Source organism: Streptomyces sp. RLA012, assembly GCF_056270325.1.
This window is the reverse complement of sequence record NZ_JBWDPA010000002.1, coordinates 10,395,311-10,419,078: the sequence shown is the minus strand read 5'-3', so window position 1 is coordinate 10,419,078 and position 23,768 is coordinate 10,395,311. Positions and strand designations below refer to the sequence as shown.

Sequence of the window (23,768 nt, the reverse complement as noted above, 5' to 3'; positions counted from 1 at the left end):
GCGAGAAGGAATGAGCATGGCCGTATACATCTACTCCATCACCGGCAAGCAGCACCCGCTCCGCCTCGACGGATTCGGCGGAGTCGGTGAGTCACAGGCGGGCTTGCGGGCAGTGACGGCCGGACAGCTGTGTGCTGTAGTCAGCGATGCGCCAGAGGATCTACGCCCCAAACGCCGCGACATCCTCGCCCACCAGGAAGTGCAGGAGTGCCTCATGGCTGACGGCACTGTGCTCCCCATGCGGTTCGGCCTCATCGCCGAGAACGACGAGGCCGTCCTGCTGGCCCTGGAGCAGAATGCCGCGGACTATACGGACAGGCTTCAAGTACTGGAGGGGTGCACCGAGTACCACCTCAAGGCGTCGCAGGACGAAAACGCGCTCCTGCGGCAGATCCTGCGGGAGTCGGACGTGGCGCGAGAGCTCAACGACGAGATCCGCGGCGGCACCGCCGCCCCCGACACATCGCTGCGACTCGGTGAGCTGGTCGCCCAAGAGGTGCAGGCACGGCAAGAGGCGCTGGCGGCGGGTGTGGTCGAAGCACTGCGCCCTTTCGCCCGGACGCTTGAATCATCCCAGCCGACGGGTTCGGACTTTCTCAACGTGTCGTTCCTGGTGACCGAAGACCAGGAAGAGGCATTCCTCACCTCCGAGTTGAGCGTTGCCCATCAGATGGGCGACGACTTCGACTTCCGGCTCAACGGCCCCCTGCCCCCCTACAGCTTCGTCTGAAGGAATCCTCATGGGACTGCTCACACAGCTCGTCACCCTTCCCCTGGCGCCCGTGCGCGGCGTCGTATGGGTCGTGGATCGCGTCCTGGAGGAAGCCGAGAACGAGTACTACGACCCCGCACCGGTGCACCGCGAACTCGCCGCACTCGAACGCCTCCTCGTCGCGGGGGACATCGATGAGGAGACGTTCGACCAGCGCGAGGACGAACTGCTCGACCGGCTGGAGGAGATCCGTGCCTATCGGCAGGGCTGACACTCCTGATCCGGCACGAGGGAATACGAGGCCGCAACCGTGACTGAACCCCTGGCCAACAGGCTTGGTTCCTATCCGTCCCGAGCAGCCCCACCCTACGGGCAGGGCTCCTCCGCGAATCTCGCCGACATCCTTGAACGGGTACTCGACAAGGGCATCGTCATCGCGGGCGACATACAGATCAACCTTCTCGACATCGAGCTGTTGACCATAAAACTGCGCCTCCTGGTCACCTCCGTCGACAAAGCGAAGGAAATGGGCATCGACTGGTGGGAGCACGACCCCGCGCTCTCCTCTCGGAGCAGGGGTGAACAGTCACTGACCGAGGAGAACCGCCGGTTGCGGGCCGAGATTGATGCCATCCGCCAGGGCAACGCCCTCCCCGCGGAGGAGGAAGCGCCTCGGGACACGGGCAGCCGTCGCCGGGGAAGTGCTCGCGATGAGTGACCTGCTGACATACGCGTATGCGGTGATACGCAACGCTGAGGGACTGCAAGAGGCAACCGCGCCGCTCCAGGGCGTCGCCGACACCCCGGTCAGCCTCGTCACCGAGGCCGGCGAAGCTCAGTTGGGGCTCGTGGTGAGCCATGTGCCCGCACAAGACTTCCACGAGGACGCTCTCAAGCAGCATCTCGAGGACCTGGGGTGGTTGGAGGCGGTGGCCCGCGCTCACCACGGCATCATAGAGGCCTTGGGCAAGCGCACTACCGTCCTTCCGCTGCGCCTGGCAACCGTCTACCTCGACGACAACCGGGCTCGGGAGGTGCTGGAAGCCGGGCGGACCATGTTCGCGGAGCGCCTGGCTCGACTCTCCGAACATGTCGAATGGGGGGTCAAGATCTATGTCGAGCCATCTGTGGCCCTCGTGGCCCCGGCTGTTCCCGCGTCAGACCTGCCCCCCGGGCGCGCCTATCTGCGTAACCGCCGACAACAGCAAAGTGTTCGCGACACCGTGTACCAGGCGGCGCAGAAGGCCGCCGAGCGGGTGGAGACCGCGGGCTACAAGCACGCCTCCGACCGTGTCCGGCACCGCGTACAGCAGGGTCCTCTCGCTGACGCGGCCGGCGCCGTCGGCGAGAACGTCGTCAATGACGCGTACCTTGTGCCCCTGAAGCGTTGCGACGATTTCCTGGCCGCGGTGACGCGTGCCGCTGACGGGCTGGACGGGGTACGGGTCGACGCCACCGGCCCCTGGGCTCCGTACTCCTTCGCCATGCCACTCGGTGAATCCGGCGGTGCCGCAGAGGGAGCATCCCCGTGATCACGCCTGGCCCTCCGCCGGAAGCAGAGCGCCTGCCTCAGCGGCAGGTCGCTCTCATCGATCTGCTGGACCGACTTCTGAGCGGTGGGGTCGTCCTCACCGGTGACGTTGTACTGTCCATCGCGGACATCGATCTAGTACGTATCTCACTGCGTGCCCTGATCGTTTCCATCAGCGAGAAGAACCCCTCGCCGTGGACGAGGACCAACCCGCTGCGAGGCGACGGCCGTGACAGCTGAGGGAGAGAGCCAGCCGCCGCGCCGCGCCGACGAGGTCGCGGAGGCCGCGGCCCGCGCCTTCCGGCTACTGCCCGCCGCCCCACGCGACTTGGACCCGCTGGCCGGCAAGGGCTCGCGTTCCCCGGCTCGGCGGATCAGCTCCGATCGCGACACCGTCGAACGGGACCTCATCCGGCTCGTCCTCACTCTCGTGGAACTGCTGCGCCAGCTCATGGAACGGCAGGCCCTGCACCGCGTCGACCAGGGAGACCTCACCAACGAACAGGAAGAACGCCTGGGAACGACACTCATGCTGCTCCACGAGCGTATGAGCGACCTGTGCGCCCAGTACGGACTGACCATGGAGGACCTCAACCTCGACCTCGGGCCGCTGGGCACACTACTGCCGCCCTCCGACTGAAACCCCCGGCAACGCGGCAATACCGCTGTCCGTGCGGTGGATACGCGAAGGAGGCACGGCGATGAACTCAGAGCCTTCGCTGTCCTTCCGCGCCCAGTCTCTCGTCGAGGCCCGCGGACCGGCAGACGCCTCAGCTCGGGTCATCATTCCGGGCCAACCGGGCTTCGTCTGTGCCAGGTTCGTGGCCGCAGCGGGTACACGGTTCGCTGGGCGGCACCGGTCGTCCGGAGGAAGCTGGCGTGGAGGAAGAACCGTGGACGGGATCGTGCTGCTCAAGGAAGACCACAAAACGGTGGAGAAGCTGTTCAAGCAGTTCGAGAAGGCCGGCGACGACGCGCACGCCGAGAAGCGGAAGATCGCCGACCAGGTGATCGAGGAGCTCACCACCCACACCTGGATCGAGGAGAAGATTTTCTACCCGGCCGCCCGCAAGGCGGCCCCCGACACCAAGGACCACGTGCTGGAAAGTGTCGAGGAACACCACGTCGTACTGTGGATGCTTGCCGAGCTCAAGGACCTCGCCCCGGCCGATGAGCGGTTCGACGCCAAGATGACCGTCCTCATGGAGAACGTCCGCCACCACGTCGAGGAAGAGGAGAAGGAATGGTTCCCCAACGTCCGCAAGGCCATGGGCCGCAACCGACTCACCGAACTCGGCGAACAGATGGAAGCGGCCAAGAAGAAGGCCCCCGGTGATCCCCTCGGCGTTCCCAGCGCCGACCAGTAGACCGCCCACGGCCCGGGCGCCTGCCGCGGCGGAACCACCCATCGGCCTACCTCCGCCCTCCCCGCTGCTGCCCCCGCCCGGCTCAGCCATCGATGTCCGGGAGGTGCGCGCCGCGCCGCCATGCTTCAACTCCGGCCCCCACGGGCTCGAGTATGACCAAGCAGCAGCTCAAAAGTGCCCTCGGCCGCTGGTCCGGGGCACCGGGATGCCGCAGCCTTGTGCGCCCGGCTGGGCGCACCGCAGATAGGCATCCGCTCCGGTGGACGCTCCACACGGTCCGTTACGGCAGGAGGTTTTCTTGTATGGCTGTTCGTCATCACCTGATTCGTCGTTCCCCGGACGCGGTGTGGGCAGTGCTCGCCGATCCGGCCCGGTACGGGGAGTGGGTGGTGGGACCCTCCGAGTCCACGCCCCTCGACCAGGCGTGGCCCGAGGTCGGTTCCCGGATCCGTTACACCCTGCGGCTGGGTCCCTGGTCGGCGGACGGGGTCACGACCGTCCGCCACAGCGAAACGGGCAGGGAGCTGGAACTGGAGGCTTCGTTCAAGCCACTGGGCACCGCGAGGATCTTCCTCCAGCTCCGGCCGTGGGGCGAGGAAACCCTCGTCGTCTGCGACGAGCACCCCCTGCGCGGTCCGGGCGGCGTGCTCCATAATCCCGCGACCGAAGCGCTGCTGCAGCTGCGGCACCGGGGCATGCTGGCTCGCCTGGCCAGGGTCGTGGAACAGCAGCACGAGGGGGCCCGCCATGCCTGACGCGGTAGTGATCGGTGCCGGCCCCAACGGGCTGGTGGCCGCGAATCTGCTGGTGGATGCCGGCTGGAGCGTGGAAGTCCTGGAAGCGCAGGAAGAGCCGGGGGCGCGGTCCGCAGTGACCGCGGCGTCCACCGCGACTACGTCTCGGATCTCTTCAGCGCCTTCTACCCTCTGGCCGCCGTCTCACCGGTCCTCGCCCGCCTCGACCTCGCCGCGGAAGGACTGCGGTGGAGCCATGCCCCGCGTGTGCCGGCCCACCCGCTGAGGGACGGCGGGTGCGCCGTTCTGGAGCGCCGCGTGCAGGACACCGCGGCCGGGCTGGCAGAGTTCGCAGCGGCCGACGCAGACGCCTGGCAGGACATGTACGACGTGTGGAACCGTGTCGGGCCGGACCTGGTACAGGCCATGTTCACGCCCTTTCCCCCGCTCCGCACTGCAGGAGGCCTTCGGCTCGCCCGCAACCCGTCCCTGCCGGTGCGCCGCCTGGGCGAGGAGGAGTTCACAGGAGAAGAAGGACGTCTCCTGCTGGCCGGCAACGCCCTCCACGCCGACCTGGCGCCCGAGTCCGCCGGCAGCGGCGGCTTCGGCCGGCTGATGTCGATGCTCGGACAGAGCCATGGATTCCCAGTCCCCGTCGGCGGCGCCGGCGCCCTGACGGCGGCGCTCGTGAGCCGCCTCCAGCGCCACGGGGGAAGCCTGCGATGCGGCGAGCACGTCGCATCCGTCGTCGTGCGTAGCGGAGCGGCCTTCGGTGTCGAGACAGCCGTCGGGGAAGCCGTCGCGGCGCGGCGGGCCGTGTCGGCCGACGTGTCGGCGCCTGCCCTCTACCGGGACCTCGTGGGCGAAGAACACCTGCCGGCCCGCCTCCTGCGGGACCTGGAGCGCTTCCGGTGGGACTTCGCGCCTTTCAAAGTCGACTGGGCGCTGACGGCCCCGGTGCCGTGGGACACACGGCAGGCCACCGGGGCGGGGACGGTCCATGTGGCCGACGGTATCGACGGCCTGGCCCGGTTCGCCTCCCAGATCGCCATGGGACAAGTTCCCGACGAACCGTTCGCCCTCGTCGGCCAGATGACCACGGCCGATCCCAGCCGCTCCCCCGTCGGCACGGAATCGGCCTGGGCCTACACCCACCTTCCGCAGCACCTCACCACCGACGCAGGCCCCGACCGCATCACCGGCCGATGGGACGCCCGCGAACAGGAGACCATGGCCAGCCGCATCGAAGCACAGGTGGAACGGCTTGCGCCCGGCTTCCGCACGCTGATCGGCGCTCGCCGGATCCTTGCCCCCACCGCTCTCCAGGCACGCTCTCCAGGCCATGAACGAGAACCTCCACAACGGCGCCATCAACAACGGCACCACCGCCCTGCACCAGCAGGCCGTCTTCCGCCCCGTACCCGACACCGGCCGACCCGAGACTCCTGTCAAGGGCCTCTACCTCGCCTCTGCGGCCGCCTGCCCAGGGGGCACAGAACTGAGGACGTTCTTGCACGCCTCATTCGAGCGGCGTCAAACGCGACAACCCGCTACCGAGGGCTTGCGCAGGCATCGGGTCAGGTCGATTCGAATTCCATGGCTTGGGACAGCCGGGCATCCCACTCTCCTACGCCGTCAGCGTTGGCAGAGATCACCGCGTAGCGCCACGAACGGCCATCCGACGGCGCATCCACGTAGAGGACAACACCTTCACCCCGTGCCAGGTCGAAGGCGAGGCGGTGTTCCCGCAGCCGGGCGAGGGCTTGATCGAAGTAGAAGGGCCGTCGTGTATACCCCTTGGACACCGACCATGCCGGACGGGCGACCGCCGACCCCGCCGTCAGCCGGGTGACCATCGTGTGGGGCGTTGTGGTCGCGGTACGGCGGATGTTGCTCTCGTCGGCATACGCCGCGCCGTCCGTGCTCACCAGCGCGTCCACTCCAAACGGCCCCGCATAGCCGTGGTCGGCCAGATGGCGGCCCAGTTGGAGCCCCCACTCCTCCAAATCCCCGGCCACGTGCGCGCAGGAAGGCGGCAGCGGAGAAACGTACCCCGTGAAGGAGCCCTGATCTGTGTGCATCGCACCGCTGAACAGGACTCGCGTCCCCGAGGTGGTGGTCTCCAGCTGGATGCTGACCGACGTGGCCACGTCCACGCACTCCTCCACCACCCACATCCCCGCAGGACCACCGATCGCATCCAGCTCCAAGGCTGCCCCGCCTTCGAGGTCGCCGCGCGCTACGAAGCGCATCCCGTGGCCTCCGGCAGAGCGGTCAGGCTTGATCACCACTCGCTCGTACTGGCCCAGAAACTCGCGTACGACCCCGTCCACCTCGGGGCGTCGGCACACCTGACCCGTCGGCAGTCGCATCCCCAGGCGCTCGGCCACCTCGCGAAACCCGGCCTTCGTGTTCAGCAGCATGGTCATTTTCAGCGCGGCCGCGGCGTCGTCAACCGTGGGGTAGGGGTGGACCGTGAGGCCGAGATCCCGCGCGAAGCCGATCGCCGACTCATCCAGCGCTGTCGGCAGCAGGACGGCACCCGGTTCGCCGGCAAGAGCCCGCAGTCGGTCGGTGAGCCCAGCCTGGCGTACCGCCTGCGCCAGGGGGACGGCACCGACTGGCGGTACCGCGATCACCGTCACGCTCTCGCTGGACACCCCCGTCAGGCCGGTCACATATTCCAGGAACTGCCTTCCCAGAGGTACGGGGCTCACCAGTACGTCTCCGGGCCGCAGAAGCCACGCCTTGCGCGGCGCCTGCTGTGCCCACTCAGCCAGCACCTCGCCCTCGTCGAGATCCACTGCTAGGTCCGAAAGAAAGTTCGCAAAAAAAATCAAAGCACTTCCCTTACTCACCGGTGTGCCGCTCCCTCATCGCCGACTCCCGTGCGCATCCGAATCACGCCTTCCATGGGCGTCAGCTCCGACGAGGCTCTGTCCAGCCCGTGCATGTACCTCCCCCTTTCTTCCCTCACCGCGGTCACGCCGAGGCCGGTCTTGCACAATTGCCACTCCTCAACAGGGCAAACGGCACGGGGAGGTGAGACATCGTGCTGAGATGGCACAGGACGCCAGAAAGAGCGAAATCGACGGTCGTGCACGCATCCGATTCCGTTCGGCAAGGCGTGCGGGCGTCGAGTAGCAAGCGAGTTGACCTGCTCCTCAGCGTGAAGACCATGGTCGCGGCCATGAGCGCGAGGCTCCCGCGACGGGTAAGCCTTTCATCGAAGCATCAAGGGCGGAGGAGGAGAACAGTCTCCCAACCCTCGCCCAAGCGTCGACGGAGCTGCCGAGGCGCTTTCCCGGGCCCGAGAGTTGTCACCGTCGCCCGGCACTGCCTGGACAACCTGCGCCCCATCACGCGCGCTCTGAACTACGTCATCGAACAGCAAGGGGCTCAAAGACCTGCCCGGCTTCCTCCGCCTCGGCTTCGGCTCCCTGCTTCGAACGGTGGTCACCGCGATGGAGGAGACACACCAGGCCACCCCCATCGTCCCGGACCATCTCGGCCAGGTCACCGACGAGGCGGCTGGCGGGCTCGACATCATTCAGCAGTGTCCCCTGGCCGACCCGAAAAGCCGACGAGCGCACCCGGCCGGGTCGGCCTCTCGCCGGTTGCGCTGTAACCCCCGTCGGACGCCGTTCTGCTGGTGCGCTGGCGGACGACTCCTCGCACACGGCACAGCCTCCGCATCCGGGGCTGACAGAGAGGGCCCGCCCTACTTCCGAACCATCCTGGACCACCCTTTCCCGGACGACGGTGCCTAATCCAGGATCGCCCGGAACGATTCGTGACGCCCGCCGGTGCTCGCGGTCAGCACCGGGGCTACGGGCTATGCACGAGGAAACGAATACCCAGATATCGGGCATATCGTTCACCACGAGGGGCACTCGGCCGCCATGAGCGCCAAGACAGGAACCCTGGGGTCCTACTGGCTGGAGTCCGCGCCGCCCGGCGACCCCGCTCCCCCGCCGTCCGGTGACCTCACCGTCGACGTTGCCGTAGTCGGCGCCGGCATCGCCGGACTCAGCACGGCCTGGGAGCTGGTCCGGCAGGGACGCGAGGTGGCCGTCCTGGAGGCCGATCGCGTCGCCGCCGGGGTCACCGGCCACACGACGGCCAAACTGACCGCCCTGCACACCCTGGTCTACGACCACCTGCGCCGCACTCGCGGCCTCGCAGGCGCACGCCTGTACGCGCGCTCGCAGACCGCGGCGATCCGCCACGCCCGCGAGATCGTCGACGAGCTCGGCATCGACTGCGAGTGGGAGGAGGCGGCGGCCTGCACCTACGCCGAGGATCCGCGGCGCACCGGCGAGCTGCGGGCGGAGGCCGAAGCCGCACGTGAGGCGGGTCTGGCGGCCGAGTTCGTCACCGAGACCGACCTGCCCTTCGCGATCGCCGGCGCGGTCCGGGCGAGCGGGCAGGCGCAGTTCCATCCCCGTAAGTACCTGCTGGCGCTCGCCGAAGACCTGCGCCGACGCGGCGGCACGGTGTACGAGGGAACACGCGTCGTCGGCCTCGCCGAGGGCGAACCCTGCGTCCTGCGCACCAACACCGGTGTGTCGGTGCGCGCCGACGAGGTCGTGATCGCCACCCACTACCCGATCTTCGACCGGGCCCTCCTCTTCACCCGCCTCAGCCCACGCCGCGAACTCGTCGTCGCCGCGACCATCGACGAGGACCGCGCCCCGCGGGACATGTACATCACGCCGGAACAGGCCACGCGCTCGGTGCGCAGCGCACCGTACGGGGACGGCAAACGCCTGCTGATCGTCACCGGGGAACACTTCGCGCCCGGCACCGCGGACGTGGAGGAGCGGTTCGCACGGCTGTCGGACTGGGCCGACGACCGCTTCGCCGGGCTCACCTTCACCCATCGCTGGGCCACGCAGGACAACGACCCCACCGACTCCGTCCCTCTGGTCGGACCGCTCCACCCCCGCAGTCGGCACACGTACGTGGCCACCGGCTTCGGGGGCTGGGGCCTGAGCGGCGGCATCATGGCGGGCAGTCTGCTCAGCGACCTGATCAACGGCCGCCCGGCCGCCTGGAGCAACCTCTACGACCCGCGCCGCCTGGCCTCCGTTTTCCACGAAGGGACGTCGTTCCTGAAGCATCAGGCCCACGTGGCCCGGCACTTCATCGGCGACCGGATATCGCCCGCGACCAGCCCCGCACCGGACGGCATCCCCCCGGGCCACGGCACCGTGGTGCGCCTGGGCACCCGGCAGTACGCCGTCCACCGGGACGAAAGCGGCTCGCTCCAGGCGGTCTCGGCCCGCTGCACCCACCTCGGCTGCATCGTGTCCTTCAACCACGCGGAGCAGACATGGGAGTGCCCATGTCACGGATCGCGCTTCGCCCCGGACGGACGGATCCTCCAGGGTCCTGCAGTACGCCCTCTGGAACAGCGCGACATCCCGGAGTAGTCGCGACGCGAGGTAGGTGCCAGATACACCACATACGCAAAGAGGGACAATTTCCCTACATGGCGACGCACAAGCATCGCCCTCGTCGAAAGCAGGTCGACTCATGGCGAAGAAGCCACACGCATCCGAACCACCCCACGGACAAGGCCCGAGCCGGCACGAGGGCACCCAGCAGCACGGTTGGTCTCCCGACGTGGACGAGACACGTCAGCAGGACAACCCCAGCGCCCACCGTTCCTTCCGCACCGCCGAGCACGGCGGCGGGAAAGGCCCGGGACGGACGAAGTCCAAGGAAGAGACGAAGTCCGTACCGGGCGACACGGTGAAAAGCGACACCGCACGCGGCGAGGAGTACGCCGACAAGGACGAAAAAGGCCGACGGGACACGGGCCGCAGGGGTCGCTCCCAGCGCCCCAGCGGCACCAAGGACGCCTCCGCGACGACCGGCGTCGACCCCCAGGACCCACCATCCCGACGCCGCCCAGGCTAATACTATGAGGCGCCGAGATCCCGACCGTCCGAAGCCGTCAGGATGCCGCGGGCCGGACCGGTGGCGACACCACCTTTCGGTCCCCTCTGAAGTCGGCCCGCTCCACCGCGTCAGCGGCGTCCACTCCGAGCAGGCCCGCATGTGCGGGAGCCTCTCCGACCCGCCACCGGCCTGAGCTGTTCGGCAGCCGCTCTCATGCTTCTCCACGGCCGCATGAGCGACCTGTGCGCCCAGTACGGACTGACGACGGAGGTCCTCGACCTCGGGCCGCTGGGCACATTGCCGCCGTCCTCCGACTGAACCCAGCAGGAGAGCGGTGGCCTCGGTCCAGCCGCGGAGAAGAGCGGCCATGTGAGACGTTCTGGATCACGGGTACTCCGTACACATGGATTTCTGGTCGAAAGAACCGCCATTGCCCCCGAGTCGGGGCAGGATTTCGACGGCGATTGCTGAGTACTTGAGAAGTACAGGGCCGCCTCCCGACGATACGGCGATTGCAGACGCATCCCCCTTCGGCGAGGACTGGCAGCTCGGCCTCTATCTCTGTTACGAGCTGCACTACCGGGGTTTCGCCGACGTGGACGCCGCCCGTGAATGGGACCCCGACCTGCTCAAGGCCCGGGCAGCCCTGGAGCGCCCCTTCCTCAAGGCCCTGCGCCACCAGGCGACACGGCATGAACGCGCCGCCGAGGCGCTGGACGAGCTGCTCGTCGAGCCCATGGGCGGCACCGGGGTCACCCACTACCTCCAAGACGACGGGGAGCTGTGGCAACTGCGCGAATACGCCGCACAGCGTTCGCTGTACCACCTCAAGGAGGCCGATCCGCACGCTTGGGTGCTGCCCCGCCTGTGGGGCCGGGCGAAGGCCGGAATGGCAGCCGTGGAGTTCGACGAGTTCGGCGGCGGCCGGGCGGATCGTGTGCACGCGCGGCTGTTCGCCGACCTCATGGCCGACCTCGGCCTGGACGCCACTTACGGGCGCTATCTCGACTCTGCCGGGGCCGAGGCACTCGCCGTCGTGAACCTGATGTCCCTCTTCGGACTGCACCGCGCCCTGAGAGGCGCGTTGGTAGGTCACTTCGCCACCGTCGAGATCACCTCGTCGCCCGGTTCGCGGCGGCTCGCTCAGGCCATGCGGCGCACCGGCGCGGGACCGGCCGCCGAGCACTTCTACGACGAGCACGTCGAGGCCGACGCCGTACATGAGCAGGTCGTGCGCCGGGAAGTCGTGGCGGGCCTCCTCGAAGAAGAACCCCACCTGGACGGTGACGTCGCGTTCGGCGTGGACGCCACCAGCTACGTCGAGGACCGACTTGCCGAACGACTCCTCGGTGCGTGGCGGGCAGGCGAGTCATCGTTGCGTACGCCCGTCTGACCAGCCGGCCCGGCCCCGAACAGGTTCTCCGACGCCCCCCGAGAACCGGAGATGAAACCCCCATGACTCTCCTTGCTCTTCCCGGTGTCTACGCCCCGCAGGACGACACCGATCTGCTTGTTCAATCCCTGCGTCAGGAACCCCTCCCCCCGCAGGCTCACGTCCTCGACATCGGCACGGGTACAGGAGCTGTTGCTTTGGCCGCCGCACGGCTGGGCGCGAAGGTCACAGCCGTCGACATCTCCTGGCGGGCGGTTCTCAACGCCAAGGTCAACGCGGCGTTGGCGCGACTTCCGCTGCGTGTCATGCGCGGCAACCTGCTGGCTCCGGTGTCAGGCCGATCTTTCGATCTCGTCCTGTCCAACCCGCCGTACGTACCCTCACCCGACTCTGGCTGCCCCCGCCGCGGCGCCGCCCGGTCCTGGGACGCGGGCTATGACGGCCGACTTCTGCTGGACCGCATATGCCGGGACGCACCCGCGCTCCTTCGGCCCGGTGGAGTTCTCCTCCTCGTCCAGTCCGCCCTGAGCAGCGTGGAAGAGACGCTGAGACTGCTTCGGGCGGCAGGCCTGAACGCAGACGCCGTGGAACACCGCTACATCGCGGTCGGGCCCATCCTTCGCTCCCGAAGCAGTTGGCTGCGAAGCCGCGGCCTGCTGGAAAACGACGACGAGAAGGAAGAGCTGGTGATCATCCGTGCCGAACGACTCCGCTGAACGACGCCGCCGCATCACAGCACAGCGCGCAGGACCCCTACTCGTTGAAGGCCCTGTCGAAGTCACCCTGGACGACGGCACCACCGTGTCGTCCGACCGATTCTGCGTAGCCCTGTGCACCTGCCGCCGCAGCCGCACCTACCCGTGGTGCGACACCAGCCATCGCAGGCCCGCCAGGCCGAGCCAATCAGACAGTCCGGGGCCCGAGGCGACACCGGAACCCAATCCCTGACCCACGCCAACGCTCACTTCTCCGCCGGCCCCGGCAAGCCCGGCATCGCACATCGCCGTGCGCAGGCCGCCGACCAGGTCCGGCACACGCGGAAGACGGCCCGACGTCCGTGCTCAGCACGAAACTCCGGGCTACTGCGCTCGCCGAGGGCCTCAGCCGCTGCCTCGACCAGCCCATCACCGTCGCCTCGCCCGCGAGACCCCCGCGCCACGCTGCGCGGCAGTCCCGGTGCCGTCGCCAACGCGTCGGCACCCGGCGCCGGCCCGTCCCGCACGGCCGGAGAGAGGCTGTGCACCACGCCGTACCCGCGGTCGAAGCGACTGGCCGCCGCGGCCGGGCCAGTCCACCGGTCCATCGCGCCCCGGCTTGAGCGCGGACGCCTCCCGAGCAGCCGCCGGGATCGCCTGAACTCCACTCAGGCGGACCGGCTTCTGTCGCCGCCACTGCCCGCGGCACGAGTTCATCCCTGGGGGCAACCTGGGGAGTATGGACCGTGCTGGGGAGCGCGTGGGGAGAATCGACTAGAAGAGCTCGAGCCGGTGACCGGCCTGGCCGCAATCATGGAGTTCTACCGACTCTTTTTCTCGCATGCGGCCGACAACAAGCACGTTTGGACGACCACGGTGCTCGAAGACGGCACCCTCGAGGTCCGTTTCATAGCAGCGGGACGCACGGCCGACGGCCCCCTGGTGGCCAGGAGGGGCACCGAACAAGCGACCGTCAACGCCGACGGCCTGATCACGAACCTGCATGCCAAATCGTCGGTTCTGGCATAGCTGGGGCGGACCAGCCCGAGCGTCCTGTTGATGCTGCGTGCCCAACCCCAGGCGACTCGAAGCGGAGCCACATAGCTCGGGATCGCCGGTCGGCCAAACCGGCCATTCCGCGCATCACAAATGGTCCACCGCCCCCGTCTGCCCGTACGGCGAAAGGCATGGCCTGGACAACCATTCAGTCCACTGATCCGCCATGGCCTGACAGTCGCACGTACCCGGCCGCACTGACTGAGCGCCGCCTTGTCCCGTTCGGCGGCGGGCCGGGCGGGCATCTGCACGCTGAAGCCCATGCGGTGCAGCAGCCGGGTCACCCCGGAGACGCTGCAGGAGAGGTGAAACTTCCGCCCGATCAGTGTGCGCACCCCTGCGGCGGTCCACACCTGGTCGTCCCTCCAGCCGTGCGCAGTCGGCCCTTCTTCCAGCCAGACGGCGAGCCTGGCCTGCAGGCCGGGGCCGAGCCGGCAGTCGTAGCCCGGGGGCCCCTGGGAACGCAGCGCTTCCCGTCCACCCAAGCCAGGAGGCGCAGGTGTGACGCATCGAGTGCAGCGGATAGTGCGGGACGAGCTGTCGCTCGCCGTCGCTGTCGAAGTAGTGGGCGCCGTCGACGGCCGGCCACCAGGTCTGGCGGCGCCAGTTGCTGTCGGCAAGGAGGCGTCGGGCACGGCCCTTGGTGACGGTGGTGAAGACCACGGCGTCACGCTCCAGCCGGTGGATGTGACGTTCGAGGGCCTCCAGAGCATGGGGCGGGAGCGGGACTTCCCTACGGCTCTTGGAACTCTTCGGATACTCCTTGATGCCGCTGCTCCGGGTGTTGACCTCCACCACGAACAGGCGCGAGCGGCGCTGATCGATGCGGTGTCGGTGCAGCCGGAGAGTTCGCCCCAGCGCAGCCCCGTATAGAAGCCGAGCAGGCACATCATCCGCCACGCGGCGGGGGTTGCGGAGAGACGTACAGCTACGACGAGCAGCCTGCCCCATGCGATCCCCCCGGTCGCGGCCTCCCGAAGTATGCGCACACCGCCCCGCCCGGCAACGAGGCAGCAGACAGGCAAGAAGACGGCATTCCGCACGGGGCGCGGGCGCACGGGTCTACGGACGGCTGAAGGTGTACGCCGTGGACGCGCCGAGTCCGGTGACAGTGAACGAGGCGGCGCTGGTGGTGCCCACCTGTGTGCTGGTCGAGCCGGACACCTGAAGGATCCGGTAGCCGGTCACGCCGACGTTGTCGGTCGACGGGTTCCAGGCCAGCGAGACCGAGTTGCTGGTGTGCCCGGTGACGGTCAGTGCGCCCGGCGCGGTGGGCGGTGTGGTGTCACCACCGGTGGGGAGGGTCGGCTGGGTGGGGCGGGTGGCGGTCAGTGCCAGCTGGCCTTTGAGCATGCGGCCGCCGTCGCCGGTCAGGCGCAGGTAGTAGTCGGACGAGCAGGCGGTGCCGTCCTCGTCGAGGGCGAGGAAGCCGGAGTTGGTGGGCACCCATGCCTGGGTCTCGGCGGTCTTGGCGATCTGGTTGCCCTCGTTGTACTCGTCGAACATCGAGATGTAGATGCCCTGCACCCCGGCCCGCACCACGTTGTAGAACTGCCGCCACATGAAGTCGCCGTGCGCGCGCTGCCGGCCGGAGACGTCGCCGGGCAGGACGCAGGGCTGGTAGTCGATGCCGTTGGCGTTGCAGTCGGCCTGGTCGCCGACGGTGTAGGTGTTTTGTAGGCGTTGTCGGCCTCGGTCACATTCCCGATGGCGCCGACCATCCACGGCGAGATCATGTTGAAGGCGTGATAAACGCCCAGATAGCCGGCCCGTGATCCCCCGGTGCCGGTCCGCCATTCGCGCGGGACGCCGCCGATGACGTAACAGCCCTGTCCCTTGAACCAGTTGACGACGTCGAGGCAGGCATCGGCGGTGAAGGGATGGTTGGGGTCGTCGAAGCCGAAGCCCCAGATGCAGACGACCGGCTTGCCGTTCTGCTTCGCGTACGCCGAGGACGCGGTGTGCGCGGACATCTTGTTCGTCCAGTCCGTCTTGATCTCGGACTGCATGTTCGTCCAGTTGGAGACGTCGTACATGATGTAGAACTTCCGGCCGTACGACTCGGCGGCGCTGCGCACCTTGGTCGCCATGGCGTCGCGGGTGGGGCCCTCGCCGCCGGTGGGGTTGAAGCGCTGGAGTGCCGCGGTGTCGATGTTGTTCTGCTGCATCCACAGGAAATGGGTGTTCACCGTCTGCTGGTCGTAGGAGGAGAACAGCTTGGCGGGCCGGCCGTTGCCCAGGGCGGCGTACGACGTCTGGTACGTGTTGGTGTACTCCCGCACATCGGGCCAGCAACTGATGCCGGTGTTGGTCGGGGACGGCGGCTGGCCCCAGTTCTGGGTCCAGTGCCACCAGCCGTTGATGGGCGCGCCGTCGCCGATGCAGGCGAACCAGCCCTGGTAGCCGACGCTGATCTTGCCGACCACGTCGCCCGGCGGGCTGGCGCCGACGCGGCCTGGGCGAGTACGGTCTCGGTCGCTCCCACGGTTCCCACCGCGGTGGCCGCGATCGCGACCCTCAAGAAGACTCTGCGTGTGACACCCATCTCGACTCCTTTCGGTGGTCGGTGCCGCCGAGCGCACCTGCGCTCGGCGGCACCATCAAGTCAGGTCAGGTGTTCCAGACCTGGAATTCCGAGATCTGACCGGCCGGCCAGCCGTTGTTCGCCGTGATGTTCACCCGGACGTATCGCTGGGTGGCCGCGGGGAACGTGATGGTGACCGTGTTGTTGGTGGCGGGGTCGAAGGTGTACATGGCCGACGACTTGATGGTGGTGAAGGCGGCGCCGTCGGTGCTGCCCGACAGGGACAGCGTCTGGTTACGGGCGCCCCAGCCCGCCGGGAGCTGGAGGACGACGCGGTCGGCGCTCTGCGCGGAACCGAGATCCACCTGGACCCACTGTGGGAAGGCGTTGTTGGCGCTCTCCCAGTAGGAGCCCTGGTTGCCGTCCGTCACGTTCGACGACGCGTACACGTCGGTGTGGCTGGACTCGGTGGTGGCCGCGCCGGCTGCCAGGTTCCTGCTCACCGTGCCGGCCCCGGTGCCGGTCAGCGCGACCGTGGTCGTGCCGTTCGACGCGTTGCTGGCGATGCTGAGATCACCGGTGCGGGTGCCGGACGCGGTGGGCCTGAACGTGACGTTGACCGTGCAGGAGGCGTTCGCCGCGATCGACGTCCCGCAGTTGTTGGTCTGCGAGAAGTCGCCCGTGACGGTGATGCCGGAGACGGTCGCGGCCGCGGTTCCGGTGTTGGTCACCGTGACCGTCTGTGCGCTGCTGGTGGTGTTGAGCGCCTGGGTGGGATACGACAGCGACGTCGGGCTGGTCGACAGGGTCGCGTTCGAGGAGCCGCCGTCGCTGGGGAACACCTCGAAGTCCGACAACTGGGCGGCGTTCCACCCTGTGTTGGCGGTGATGTTCACCCGCACATATCTCGCCGTGGCCGCGCTGAACGTGATGGTCACCGTGTTGTTGTTGGCGTTCGGGTCGAAGGTGTACCCGGCCGATGCCTTGATCGTCGAGAAGCTCGAACCGTCAGTGGATCCCTGCACCGACAGGGTCTGCGTGCGAGCCGACCACGCCGTCGCCGGCGGGAGCTTGAGCACGACCTTGCCGACGCTGTAGTTCTGGCCGAGGTCGACCTGGGCCCACTGCGGGAACGAACCGAGCGTGCCCTCCCAGTACGTCGAGGCGTCCGGGTCGGTGAGGTTCGAGGCGACGTACGGGCTGTTGCTCGAACTCGCCGTCGCGGGCCGCCCGGCGGCGATGTTGGTGGTGCTGTCGATGCCGTTGCCGGTCAGGGAGACGACAGTTGGGCTGTTGTTGGCGTTGCTGGTGACGGTCAGGTTGCCCGCGCGCGATCCGCCTGCGGTGGGCTTGAACCCGACGGTCACCGTGCAGGACGCGCCGACCGCGAGGGTGGAGCAGTTGTTGGTCTGGCTGAAGTCACCGGTCGCCGCCACGGCCGAGACGGTCGCCGACGCGGTGCCCGAGTTCGTCACCGTCACCGTCTGCGCGGTGGCCGACGAGCCGACCACCGTGGCGGCGAAGGACAGGCTCGCCGGGTCGGTGTTCAGCACCGGGCCCGGCGCGGTGCCGGTACCGGAGAGGCTGACCGTGTTGGTGACCCCGCCCGCGTTGACGGTCAGAGCGCCGCTACGGTTGCCGGTCGCGGTCGGCGCGAACTTCACACTGACGGTGCACGAGCCGTTCGCCGCGATCGACGAGCCGCAGGTGTTGGTCTGGGAGTAGTCGCCGCCGGCGGAGATCGACGCGACGGACGCGGCGGTGTTGGTCGGGTTGGAGACCGTCACGGTCTGGGCGGCGCTCGTCGAACCGGTCGCGACCGAACCGAAGTTGAGCGCGCCGGGGGTGGCCGTCACGCCTTCGGGCGGGTAGGGCGGGTAGACCGGTGCCGGCCAGCCGCCGCAGTACGGCGTGCCGCTGATGCCGGAGTTGCCGCCGCCGTCGGTGACGACGAAGTTGCCGCCCGAGCAGTTGTACACCGGGGACGAGTAACCGACGCCGGTCGCCGTGACGTTGGTGAACTTGGCGGCGCCGCCGGTCTGTTCCTGCAGGGCGAAGGTTCCGGTGCCGGCGATGGTCACGTTGCTGAGGTTGACCCCGCTGATGGTGCCCTCGACCCACTGGACGGCTTCGTACGGACTCTGCTGGATCAGCGCGTTGGTCACGTTGATCGGGCCGGTGATCGCGCCCTGGCTGCCGTCGAACCACAGGGCGCCGACCCCGAACTGCCAGTTCGGGTCGAGGCTGCCGGCCCGGATCATGGTGTTGTCGGAGATTGTGGTGGTGCCGACCGGCGTCGACGTGAAGCGCTGCCCCACGTGGATGCCGCCGCCCTGGGCGAGGCCGGTGTCCACCACGCGGTTGCCGCTGACGGTGTTGTCGTGGCCGCCGTAGATCGCGATGGCGTTGGCGAGGATCTGCAGTGACACGGTGTTGTCGGAGATCGTGTCGTTGGCGTCGGCACCGATGCCGGAGTCCGCCCAGGTGGCGATGCCGTCGTCGCCGGTGTTGCGGATGTCGCTGTTGGTCACCTTCGAGTTGGTGACGGCGCCGTGGAAGTTGATGCCGTCCGCGGTGGTGTCACGGATGCGCAGGCCGGTGAACGTCAGCCCGTCCATCGGTCCGTCCATCCAGGCGCCGACCTTCATGTGGTCGATCCAGAGGCTGGAGACGGTCGAGTTGCTCATCGCGCCGCCGATGCCGTTGACCTGGGCGCTGTCGTCGCGTTCCTGCACATTGCCGAAGATCGCGAAGTTCTGCAGGCGCACATTGGTGCTCGCCGAGGGCGCCGAGTTGCCGTAGAAGCCGGGTGCCGTGCCGATGACGGTCGAGTACCACATGCCGGCGCCGGCGATCGTGACGTTGTTGACGCTGATGTGGCCGGGGATGTTGAAGGTGCCCGGCGGGATCCACACGGTGCCGCCGGGTCCTGCCGAGCTGATCGCCGCGTTGAACGCGCTGGTCGCGTCGGCCACACCGGTCGCGTCGGCGCCCTTGCTGGTCACCGACACCGACCCCGAGGGTGCGGTCAGGGCGGCGCCGACCTGCTCGAAGTCGGCGAAGTCGATCGTGTACGAGGAGGCGGTGTCCTCCGCATCGACCTGCAGCTTGAAGGTCGTTCCCGCCGGATAGGTGGTGGAGAACAGGCGGTGGGCCTCGTCGTAGAAGTGGTGCGGGTTGCTGCCCGGCGTGTTGGTGAAGGGGTAGCTGCCGTAGTACCAGCTGTAGGCGTTGGTCAGGGTGAAGTTCGGCTGCTTGACGTCGTCGATGTACAGCGACAGCGGGGCGGTGTAGACCGAGCCGCCCGAGGTGTCGGGGATGCTGTACCGGAAGTTGATCGAGTTGGTCGCCACCGGCGTGGTGAACGTGACGTACTTGCCGGTGCCCTGCAGTGTCGTCGCCTTGCGGTACGACGCCTCGTCGGCCAACTGGCCCTGGGTGTAGCTCGGGCCGATGGGCGTGCCGTTGGTGGCGGAGTTCTCCGCCTGGACCTCGACGTACGGCAGGCTCGCGCCGCTGCCGCCGGTGGCGGTGGACGCCGCCCAGGCGGGTTGGACGGCCAGTGCGACGACGCCGACGGCGGCCAGCATCGCGGTGCTCACCGCCCAGACGAGGACGCGTCTCAGATCTCGGATGGAATGGAACACGTGCCACTCCTTTCATCACGAAATGCCGGAACTGTGCCGCTGACGCCGCCAGGGAGGGAGGGACGGGCTCAAAGGGAGCGGGGGGAAGGCAGGGGGCGGTAACGACGCGTGGGGGACCGTAATATCGTCGACACGGACACGCAAGAAGTAGACAGAACATTGCAACAATAAAAATTTAGCCTGCAAGATCTAATGTGCCGTCTTGAGGGTGCGCCCAGCACCGGACCGCGCAGGCCGCGCACATGGCGGTGCCGCCGGACGGTGTGTCCGGCGGCACCGTGGAGAGGGTGGGGTCAGGAGGTCCAGATCTGGAATTCGGAGACCTGGCCCGCGGGCCAGCCGTTGTTGGCGGTGATGGTGACCCGGAAGTAGCGCTGGGTGGCAGCGGGGAAGGTGAGCGTGACGGTGTTCCTGGTGCTCGGGTCGAAGGTGTAAGCGGCTGAGGACTTCAGAGTGGTGAAGGTGGTGCCGTCGGTGCTGCCGCCCAGGGTCAGGGTCTGGGTGCGGGCGCCCCAGGTGGCGGGCAGCTGCAGGACCACGCGGGAGGCGCTCCGGGCCGAGCCCAGGTCGACCTGGACCCACTGCGGAAACGTGTTGTTGGCGCTTTCCCAGTAGGAGCCCTGGTTGCCGTCCGTCACGTTCGACGACGGGTATACGTCGGTGTGGCTGGACTCGCCGGCGGGCTTGCCGGCGGCGAGGTTGGTCCCGGTGGTGTCGGTGCCGGTGCCCGACAGGGCCACCGTGGTGGGGTTGTTGGACTGATTGCCGGTGAGAGTGAGGGCGCCGGTGCGGGTGCCGGAGGCGGTGGGTGTGAAGGTGACGGAGACCGTGCAGTTCGCGCCGGCGGCCAGGGAGGTGCCGCAGGTGTTGGTCTGGGCGAAGTCACCGCCGGCGGTGACCCCGGTGATCGAGGCGGTGGCGGTGCCGGAATTGGTGACGGTGACGGTCTGCGCGGCGCTGGTCGTGTTCACCGCCTGGTCGGCGAAGGTCAGTGATCCGGGAGACGCGGTCAGGGTGGCCTGCGGTGAGCCGCTCCCCGCGGCGAGGCCGAGGTAGTTGATGTTCCAGCCGCCGCTGTCCTGGTTGAGCGTCAGAATCTGTCAGCCCGCAGGCAGGACCACATGCGTGGTCACAGTGGCCCAGGTCTGCCAGTCGCCGGTGGCGGGCAGGTCGACGGCTCCGGTGAGGTTGGTGCCGGAGGCGTCCGACAGGTGCAGCGCGCCTGCCACCGCGGACGGAGCCGCGACCCGGAGGCTGAGGGTGTAGGTGCCGGCCGTGGCGACGTCCACGGTGCAGCGGAACCACTGTCCGCCGCCGGTCCAGCCCAGGTTGTAACCGCCCCCGGTGTCCGAGGTGTTGTCCAGGTCCACGCCGTCGGCACGGTAGGAGTTGGCGTTGCCGTTGACGGAGGTGACGTTGTACGCCACCCCCTGGCCGCCGGTGTCGTAGTTCTCCGCCTGCACCGTGCCGGGCACGGCGGCAGGGGTGCCGCCGTAAGGACCCTCGGGAGCGGGCGGCGGCCAGTGGTTGTCACTCAGCGTCGCGACGAACCCGGTGGAGTTGTTGACGAAGGCCGAGGCGCCGGAGCCGAGTCCGGTGACCGTGTTGCCGGTGATCGTCGCGGAGCCGGTGGGCGCGGGGTAGAACGACGGCGAGATCGCGATGCCGTTGCGCCCGGGGCTGTTGACGGTGTTGTTCTGCAGCAGGGTGTTGGTCGAGGTCGAGAAGGCGATCCCGTCGTAGAGGGAGTCGGTGACGGTGTTGTCGGTCACCGTGACCTTGTCGACGATCCCGGTGTTCTGTCCGTCGCCGCCGTTGCCGATGTGCAGGGCGGGCTGGCCCTGGCTGTAGGCGTTGCCGCCGGAGCGGACCACGGTGTTGCCCGTCACGGTCGCGGACAGCAGGTCGCTGCCGTTGACACCGAAGCGCCCGGCGCCCAGACCGATGTAGCGTGCGGTGTCGCTGATGTAGTTGTTCTTGACCTGGTGGCCGCTGCCCCCATAGATCCCGACGCCCTTGCCGCCCCATGGTGCGATCGAGGTGTTGTCGCTGACGGTGACATTGCTCATCGGGTTGTAGGAGGTCTGGGAACCGTCGCTGTTGGTGTTGTAGTTCACCGAGTTGATGGCGATCGCGTCGTCCCCGGTGCCGCGGACGAAGTTGTTGGTGACCGTCAGGTTGTTCCCGGTGTCCGCGCCCAGCGAGACGTTGTTGACGTTGATTCCGTCCGCCCAGATCGACGTCAGCCTGCTGTTCTGTACCTTCCCGCCGGTGCCGGAGGCCCAGAAGCCCGACATGGTGTGCTGGGTCCAGATGCCGTCGGCCAGCCAGCCGGTGCCGGTGGTGTCCATCGCGCCGCCGTCCCCGCCGATGGTGCTCCGGCTGACGGCGTTGGCGTCGATGTGGAAGTTACGCACCGTGCAGGAGGTCAGGTCGAACAGGGCCGCCAGCGGTGTGCTGTTGGGGACCGGGACGTCACGGTAGATCGTGCTGTACCACAGGCCCGCGCCCGCGATGGTGATCCCCTGTGCGTTCAGTCCCGCGGTCCCCTTCACGTAGAAGGTGCCCTGCGGGATCCACAGGGTCTTACCCTCCTGCTGGGCCTGGTCGATGCAGGTCTGGATGGCGGCTCGGCTGTCCACCGACTGGCTGTCGGCCGCGCCGTTGGTCGGATTGTTGTCCGCCACCGCACCGCAACTCGTGATCGAGATCGAGTTCGTCGGCTGCGTCAGCGGCGCGGGCGGGTTCTCCACGTCGACGGAGTCCACGTCGTAGAAGGACGCGCCGTTGTCGGAGTCCTTACGCAGCGAGAACGTGGCGCCCGCCGGGATCGGGGACCCGGTGACGAAGGTGTGCGACTCGTCCCAGAAGACCCTCGGGTCGCCGTCGGCCGGGTTCTGGTTGTCGCTCGTGTTGTAGTTGCCGTTGCCCTCGTACACCCAGCTCTGCCGTGAGTTGAGGTTCAGCGCCTGCCGGAACACCCCGTTGACGTACAGGTTCAGCGTTCCGGTGATGCCGCCGCCGGATGCCGAATCCGGGATGCTGGCGCGGACGTTGAGGAAGGAGATCGGCTGCCCGATGGTGTTCGTCCACTGCGCCGACTGGCCCGTGCCGCCCAGGTGGACATAGGAATGGCCCGAAGCCTCCAAGGCGGCGCTTGAGTACTGCGTCGTCGGGGCCGAGGTCAGCGACCGGACGGCCGCACCCCCGCCCGGCATTCCCGCCTCGGCCTCGTAGACCGAGAACGGCGTCGTCGCACCCACCGCCGCGCTCGCTGCCGCCTTGGACGGCGGCGCCTCCTGTGTGGCGGCGGCCGGTAAGACGGACACGCACATCGCGCCGACCGCGGCGACAGCGGCCACCGCCGGTCGCCGGGGTCTGGGGATCGTCAGCATCTGATGCTCCTTCAAGGAGTGCGGGAAACCGGCGCCCCGACCGTACAGAGCCCTCATCCACCCCGCTAGATTCTGACGAACTAAAGAATGAGCCACGCAAGTTGTTGCAAGTTTCTTACTTCAGTACGCAAATATCGGATGGAGCGTGGCATGGCCCCTCGGCGCCTTGCCGGTGCAGAGATTCCCGTCCAAGGTCTGCACCTGCAGAAGGTCGCAAACGGCCGGTGCTCGCGGGGTGGGCGTGTCAGGCTGGTTGAGCATGCTGTGCTCGCCGGCCTGCTCCACCACCTCCCGAAGGACAGGCTCCGGCACCTCCTGCTACCGGTACGCCCCGACAGGCTCTTGCGGTGGCACCGCGATCTGCTCAAGCGACGCCATGCTGCGACCTGCGCGCCGAAACCTCACGGACGCCCACCCCGATCCGCTCGATCCGCGCCCTGGTCCTGCGCCTGACCAGCGAGAACAGCGCGTGGGGAGATCGCCGCATCCACGCCGAGCCCGCCGCACTCGGCGTCAAGGTCGCCGCTCGACCATCTGGGAGATCCTCAAAGAACTTCGCGGTCATCGAGCATTCAACGAGGCGTATCCGGATTCCTCGGCGCCACCGCACACCCGACCGCGGAATGGCTCGTGCAGCTCGGGCGCAACCTCCTCACGGACCTGGAGGGCGCGGGCAAAGCAGAAACGGCCGTGGGACTGCGGGCGGAAGGAGGACCCGAAGCCACCTCGCTGGGTTGAAGTCGGGCGGTTCGCCCTCTCCGGAGGCCGAACCGTCCGTATCGCCCGTACCCTTCGTGGTGTCTACAG

General features: G+C 68.2%; 21 protein-coding genes and 3 pseudogenes. 18 read left to right on the top strand and 6 right to left on the bottom strand.

Annotated elements, in window-relative coordinates; translation table 11 throughout:
- The first annotated feature begins 16 nt into the window (after positions 1-16).
- The 10 genes from RV986_RS47375 (at position 17) to RV986_RS47330 (ending at position 6,006) form a co-directional block, all read left to right on the top strand.
- Positions 17-730 (top strand): GvpL/GvpF family gas vesicle protein, encoded by a 714-nt coding sequence (locus RV986_RS47375; protein ID WP_475923280.1) that lies wholly within the window; start codon positions 17-19, stop codon positions 728-730.
- Positions 731-740: 10 nt separating this feature from the next.
- Positions 741-983, top strand: a complete 243-nt coding sequence (locus RV986_RS47370) for a gas vesicle protein GvpG (protein ID WP_475923279.1) — start codon at positions 741-743, stop codon at positions 981-983.
- 39 nt (positions 984-1,022) lie between these two features.
- Positions 1,023-1,430 (top strand): gas vesicle protein, encoded by a 408-nt coding sequence (locus tag RV986_RS47365; protein WP_475923278.1) that lies wholly within the window; start codon positions 1,023-1,025, stop codon positions 1,428-1,430.
- Positions 1,423-2,244 (top strand): GvpL/GvpF family gas vesicle protein, encoded by an 822-nt coding sequence (locus tag RV986_RS47360; protein WP_475923277.1) that lies wholly within the window; start codon positions 1,423-1,425, stop codon positions 2,242-2,244. Before RV986_RS47365 ends, RV986_RS47360 begins: the two co-directional genes overlap by 8 nt.
- The gene (locus RV986_RS47355; protein ID WP_475923276.1) at positions 2,241-2,483 is read left to right on the top strand and encodes a gas vesicle protein; all 243 of its coding nucleotides are present in this window, start codon (positions 2,241-2,243) and stop codon (positions 2,481-2,483) included. The genes RV986_RS47360 and RV986_RS47355 overlap by 4 nt, the downstream gene beginning before the upstream one ends.
- Positions 2,473-2,883 carry a gas vesicle protein K gene (locus RV986_RS47350; protein WP_475923275.1) on the top strand — a complete coding sequence of 137 codons (411 nt, stop codon included), beginning with the start codon at positions 2,473-2,475 and terminating at the stop codon, positions 2,881-2,883. Before RV986_RS47355 ends, RV986_RS47350 begins: the two co-directional genes overlap by 11 nt.
- A gap of 253 nt (positions 2,884-3,136) precedes the next feature.
- Positions 3,137-3,610: a hemerythrin domain-containing protein gene (locus RV986_RS47345; protein ID WP_475923274.1), complete on the top strand. Its 474-nt coding sequence runs from the start codon at positions 3,137-3,139 to the stop codon at positions 3,608-3,610.
- Positions 3,611-3,912: 302 nt separating this feature from the next.
- Positions 3,913-4,365 (top strand): SRPBCC family protein, encoded by a 453-nt coding sequence (locus RV986_RS47340; RefSeq protein ID WP_475923273.1) that lies wholly within the window; start codon positions 3,913-3,915, stop codon positions 4,363-4,365.
- The gene (locus tag RV986_RS47335) at positions 4,358-4,630 is read left to right on the top strand and encodes an FAD-dependent oxidoreductase (protein ID WP_475923272.1); all 273 of its coding nucleotides are present in this window, start codon (positions 4,358-4,360) and stop codon (positions 4,628-4,630) included. Before RV986_RS47340 ends, RV986_RS47335 begins: the two co-directional genes overlap by 8 nt.
- A 32-nt stretch (positions 4,631-4,662) precedes the next feature.
- The gene (locus tag RV986_RS47330) at positions 4,663-6,006 is read left to right on the top strand and encodes a phytoene desaturase family protein (protein WP_475923271.1); all 1,344 of its coding nucleotides are present in this window, start codon (positions 4,663-4,665) and stop codon (positions 6,004-6,006) included.
- Here the strand turns inward: RV986_RS47330 and RV986_RS47325 are convergent.
- Positions 5,922-7,202, bottom strand: coding sequence for a preATP grasp domain-containing protein (locus tag RV986_RS47325; protein WP_475923270.1), 1,281 nt, complete (start codon positions 7,200-7,202; stop codon positions 5,922-5,924). The genes RV986_RS47330 and RV986_RS47325 overlap by 85 nt on opposite strands.
- Positions 7,203-8,246: 1,044 nt before the next feature.
- On the opposite strand from RV986_RS47325, the gene RV986_RS47320 reads away from it, so the two are divergent.
- The 6 genes from RV986_RS47320 to RV986_RS47295 all read left to right on the top strand — a co-directional run bounded on the left by RV986_RS47320 (position 8,247) and on the right by RV986_RS47295 (position 13,368).
- Entirely contained in the window at positions 8,247-9,779 is a 1,533-nt protein-coding gene (locus RV986_RS47320) for an FAD-dependent oxidoreductase (RefSeq protein ID WP_475923269.1), read from the top strand.
- 103 nt (positions 9,780-9,882) lie between these two features.
- On the top strand, positions 9,883-10,269 hold the full coding sequence (locus tag RV986_RS47315; RefSeq protein ID WP_475923268.1) for a hypothetical protein: 387 nt from the start codon (positions 9,883-9,885) through the stop codon (positions 10,267-10,269).
- Between the two features lie 385 nt (positions 10,270-10,654).
- The gene (locus RV986_RS47310) at positions 10,655-11,644 is read left to right on the top strand and encodes an iron-containing redox enzyme family protein (RefSeq protein ID WP_475923267.1); all 990 of its coding nucleotides are present in this window, start codon (positions 10,655-10,657) and stop codon (positions 11,642-11,644) included.
- A gap of 62 nt (positions 11,645-11,706) precedes the next feature.
- Complete coding sequence (locus RV986_RS47305; protein WP_475923266.1) at positions 11,707-12,360, top strand: HemK2/MTQ2 family protein methyltransferase; 654 nt, start codon at positions 11,707-11,709, stop codon at positions 12,358-12,360.
- Positions 12,341-12,592 carry a CDGSH iron-sulfur domain-containing protein gene (locus RV986_RS47300; protein ID WP_475923265.1) on the top strand — a complete coding sequence of 84 codons (252 nt, stop codon included), beginning with the start codon at positions 12,341-12,343 and terminating at the stop codon, positions 12,590-12,592. The genes RV986_RS47305 and RV986_RS47300 overlap by 20 nt, the downstream gene beginning before the upstream one ends.
- 539 nt (positions 12,593-13,131) lie before the next feature.
- Positions 13,132-13,368: a hypothetical protein gene (locus tag RV986_RS47295; protein WP_475924756.1), complete on the top strand. Its 237-nt coding sequence runs from the start codon at positions 13,132-13,134 to the stop codon at positions 13,366-13,368.
- Between the two features lie 227 nt (positions 13,369-13,595).
- On the opposite strand, the pseudogene RV986_RS47290 reads toward RV986_RS47295, so the two are convergent.
- Positions 13,596-13,880: pseudogene (locus tag RV986_RS47290) on the bottom strand (helix-turn-helix domain-containing protein); the annotation flags it as partial.
- Between the two features lie 16 nt (positions 13,881-13,896).
- Here RV986_RS47290 and RV986_RS47285 point away from each other — a divergent pair.
- A complete protein-coding gene (locus RV986_RS47285) occupies positions 13,897-14,268 on the top strand; it encodes a hypothetical protein (RefSeq protein ID WP_475923264.1) in 372 nt (123 codons plus the stop codon).
- 201 nt (positions 14,269-14,469) lie between these two features.
- Here the strand turns inward: RV986_RS47285 and RV986_RS47280 are convergent.
- From RV986_RS47280 to RV986_RS47265, 4 genes and pseudogenes are all read right to left on the bottom strand, one after another.
- Positions 14,470-15,940, bottom strand: a pseudogene (locus RV986_RS47280) (fibronectin type III domain-containing protein); the annotation flags it as partial.
- A 65-nt stretch (positions 15,941-16,005) separates the two neighbouring features.
- Positions 16,006-19,566: a choice-of-anchor D domain-containing protein gene (locus RV986_RS47275; RefSeq protein WP_475923263.1), complete on the bottom strand. Its 3,561-nt coding sequence runs from the start codon at positions 19,564-19,566 to the stop codon at positions 16,006-16,008.
- A gap of 293 nt (positions 19,567-19,859) precedes the next feature.
- Positions 19,860-20,627, bottom strand: coding sequence for a discoidin domain-containing protein (locus tag RV986_RS47270; protein ID WP_475924681.1), 768 nt, complete (start codon positions 20,625-20,627; stop codon positions 19,860-19,862).
- Between the two features lie 39 nt (positions 20,628-20,666).
- On the bottom strand, positions 20,667-22,961 hold the full coding sequence (locus RV986_RS47265; RefSeq protein ID WP_475923262.1) for a carbohydrate-binding protein: 2,295 nt from the start codon (positions 22,959-22,961) through the stop codon (positions 20,667-20,669).
- A gap of 195 nt (positions 22,962-23,156) precedes the next feature.
- Here RV986_RS47265 and RV986_RS47260 point away from each other — a divergent pair.
- Positions 23,157-23,636: pseudogene (locus RV986_RS47260) on the top strand (integrase); the annotation flags it as partial.
- Between the last annotated feature and the right edge of the window lie 132 nt (positions 23,637-23,768).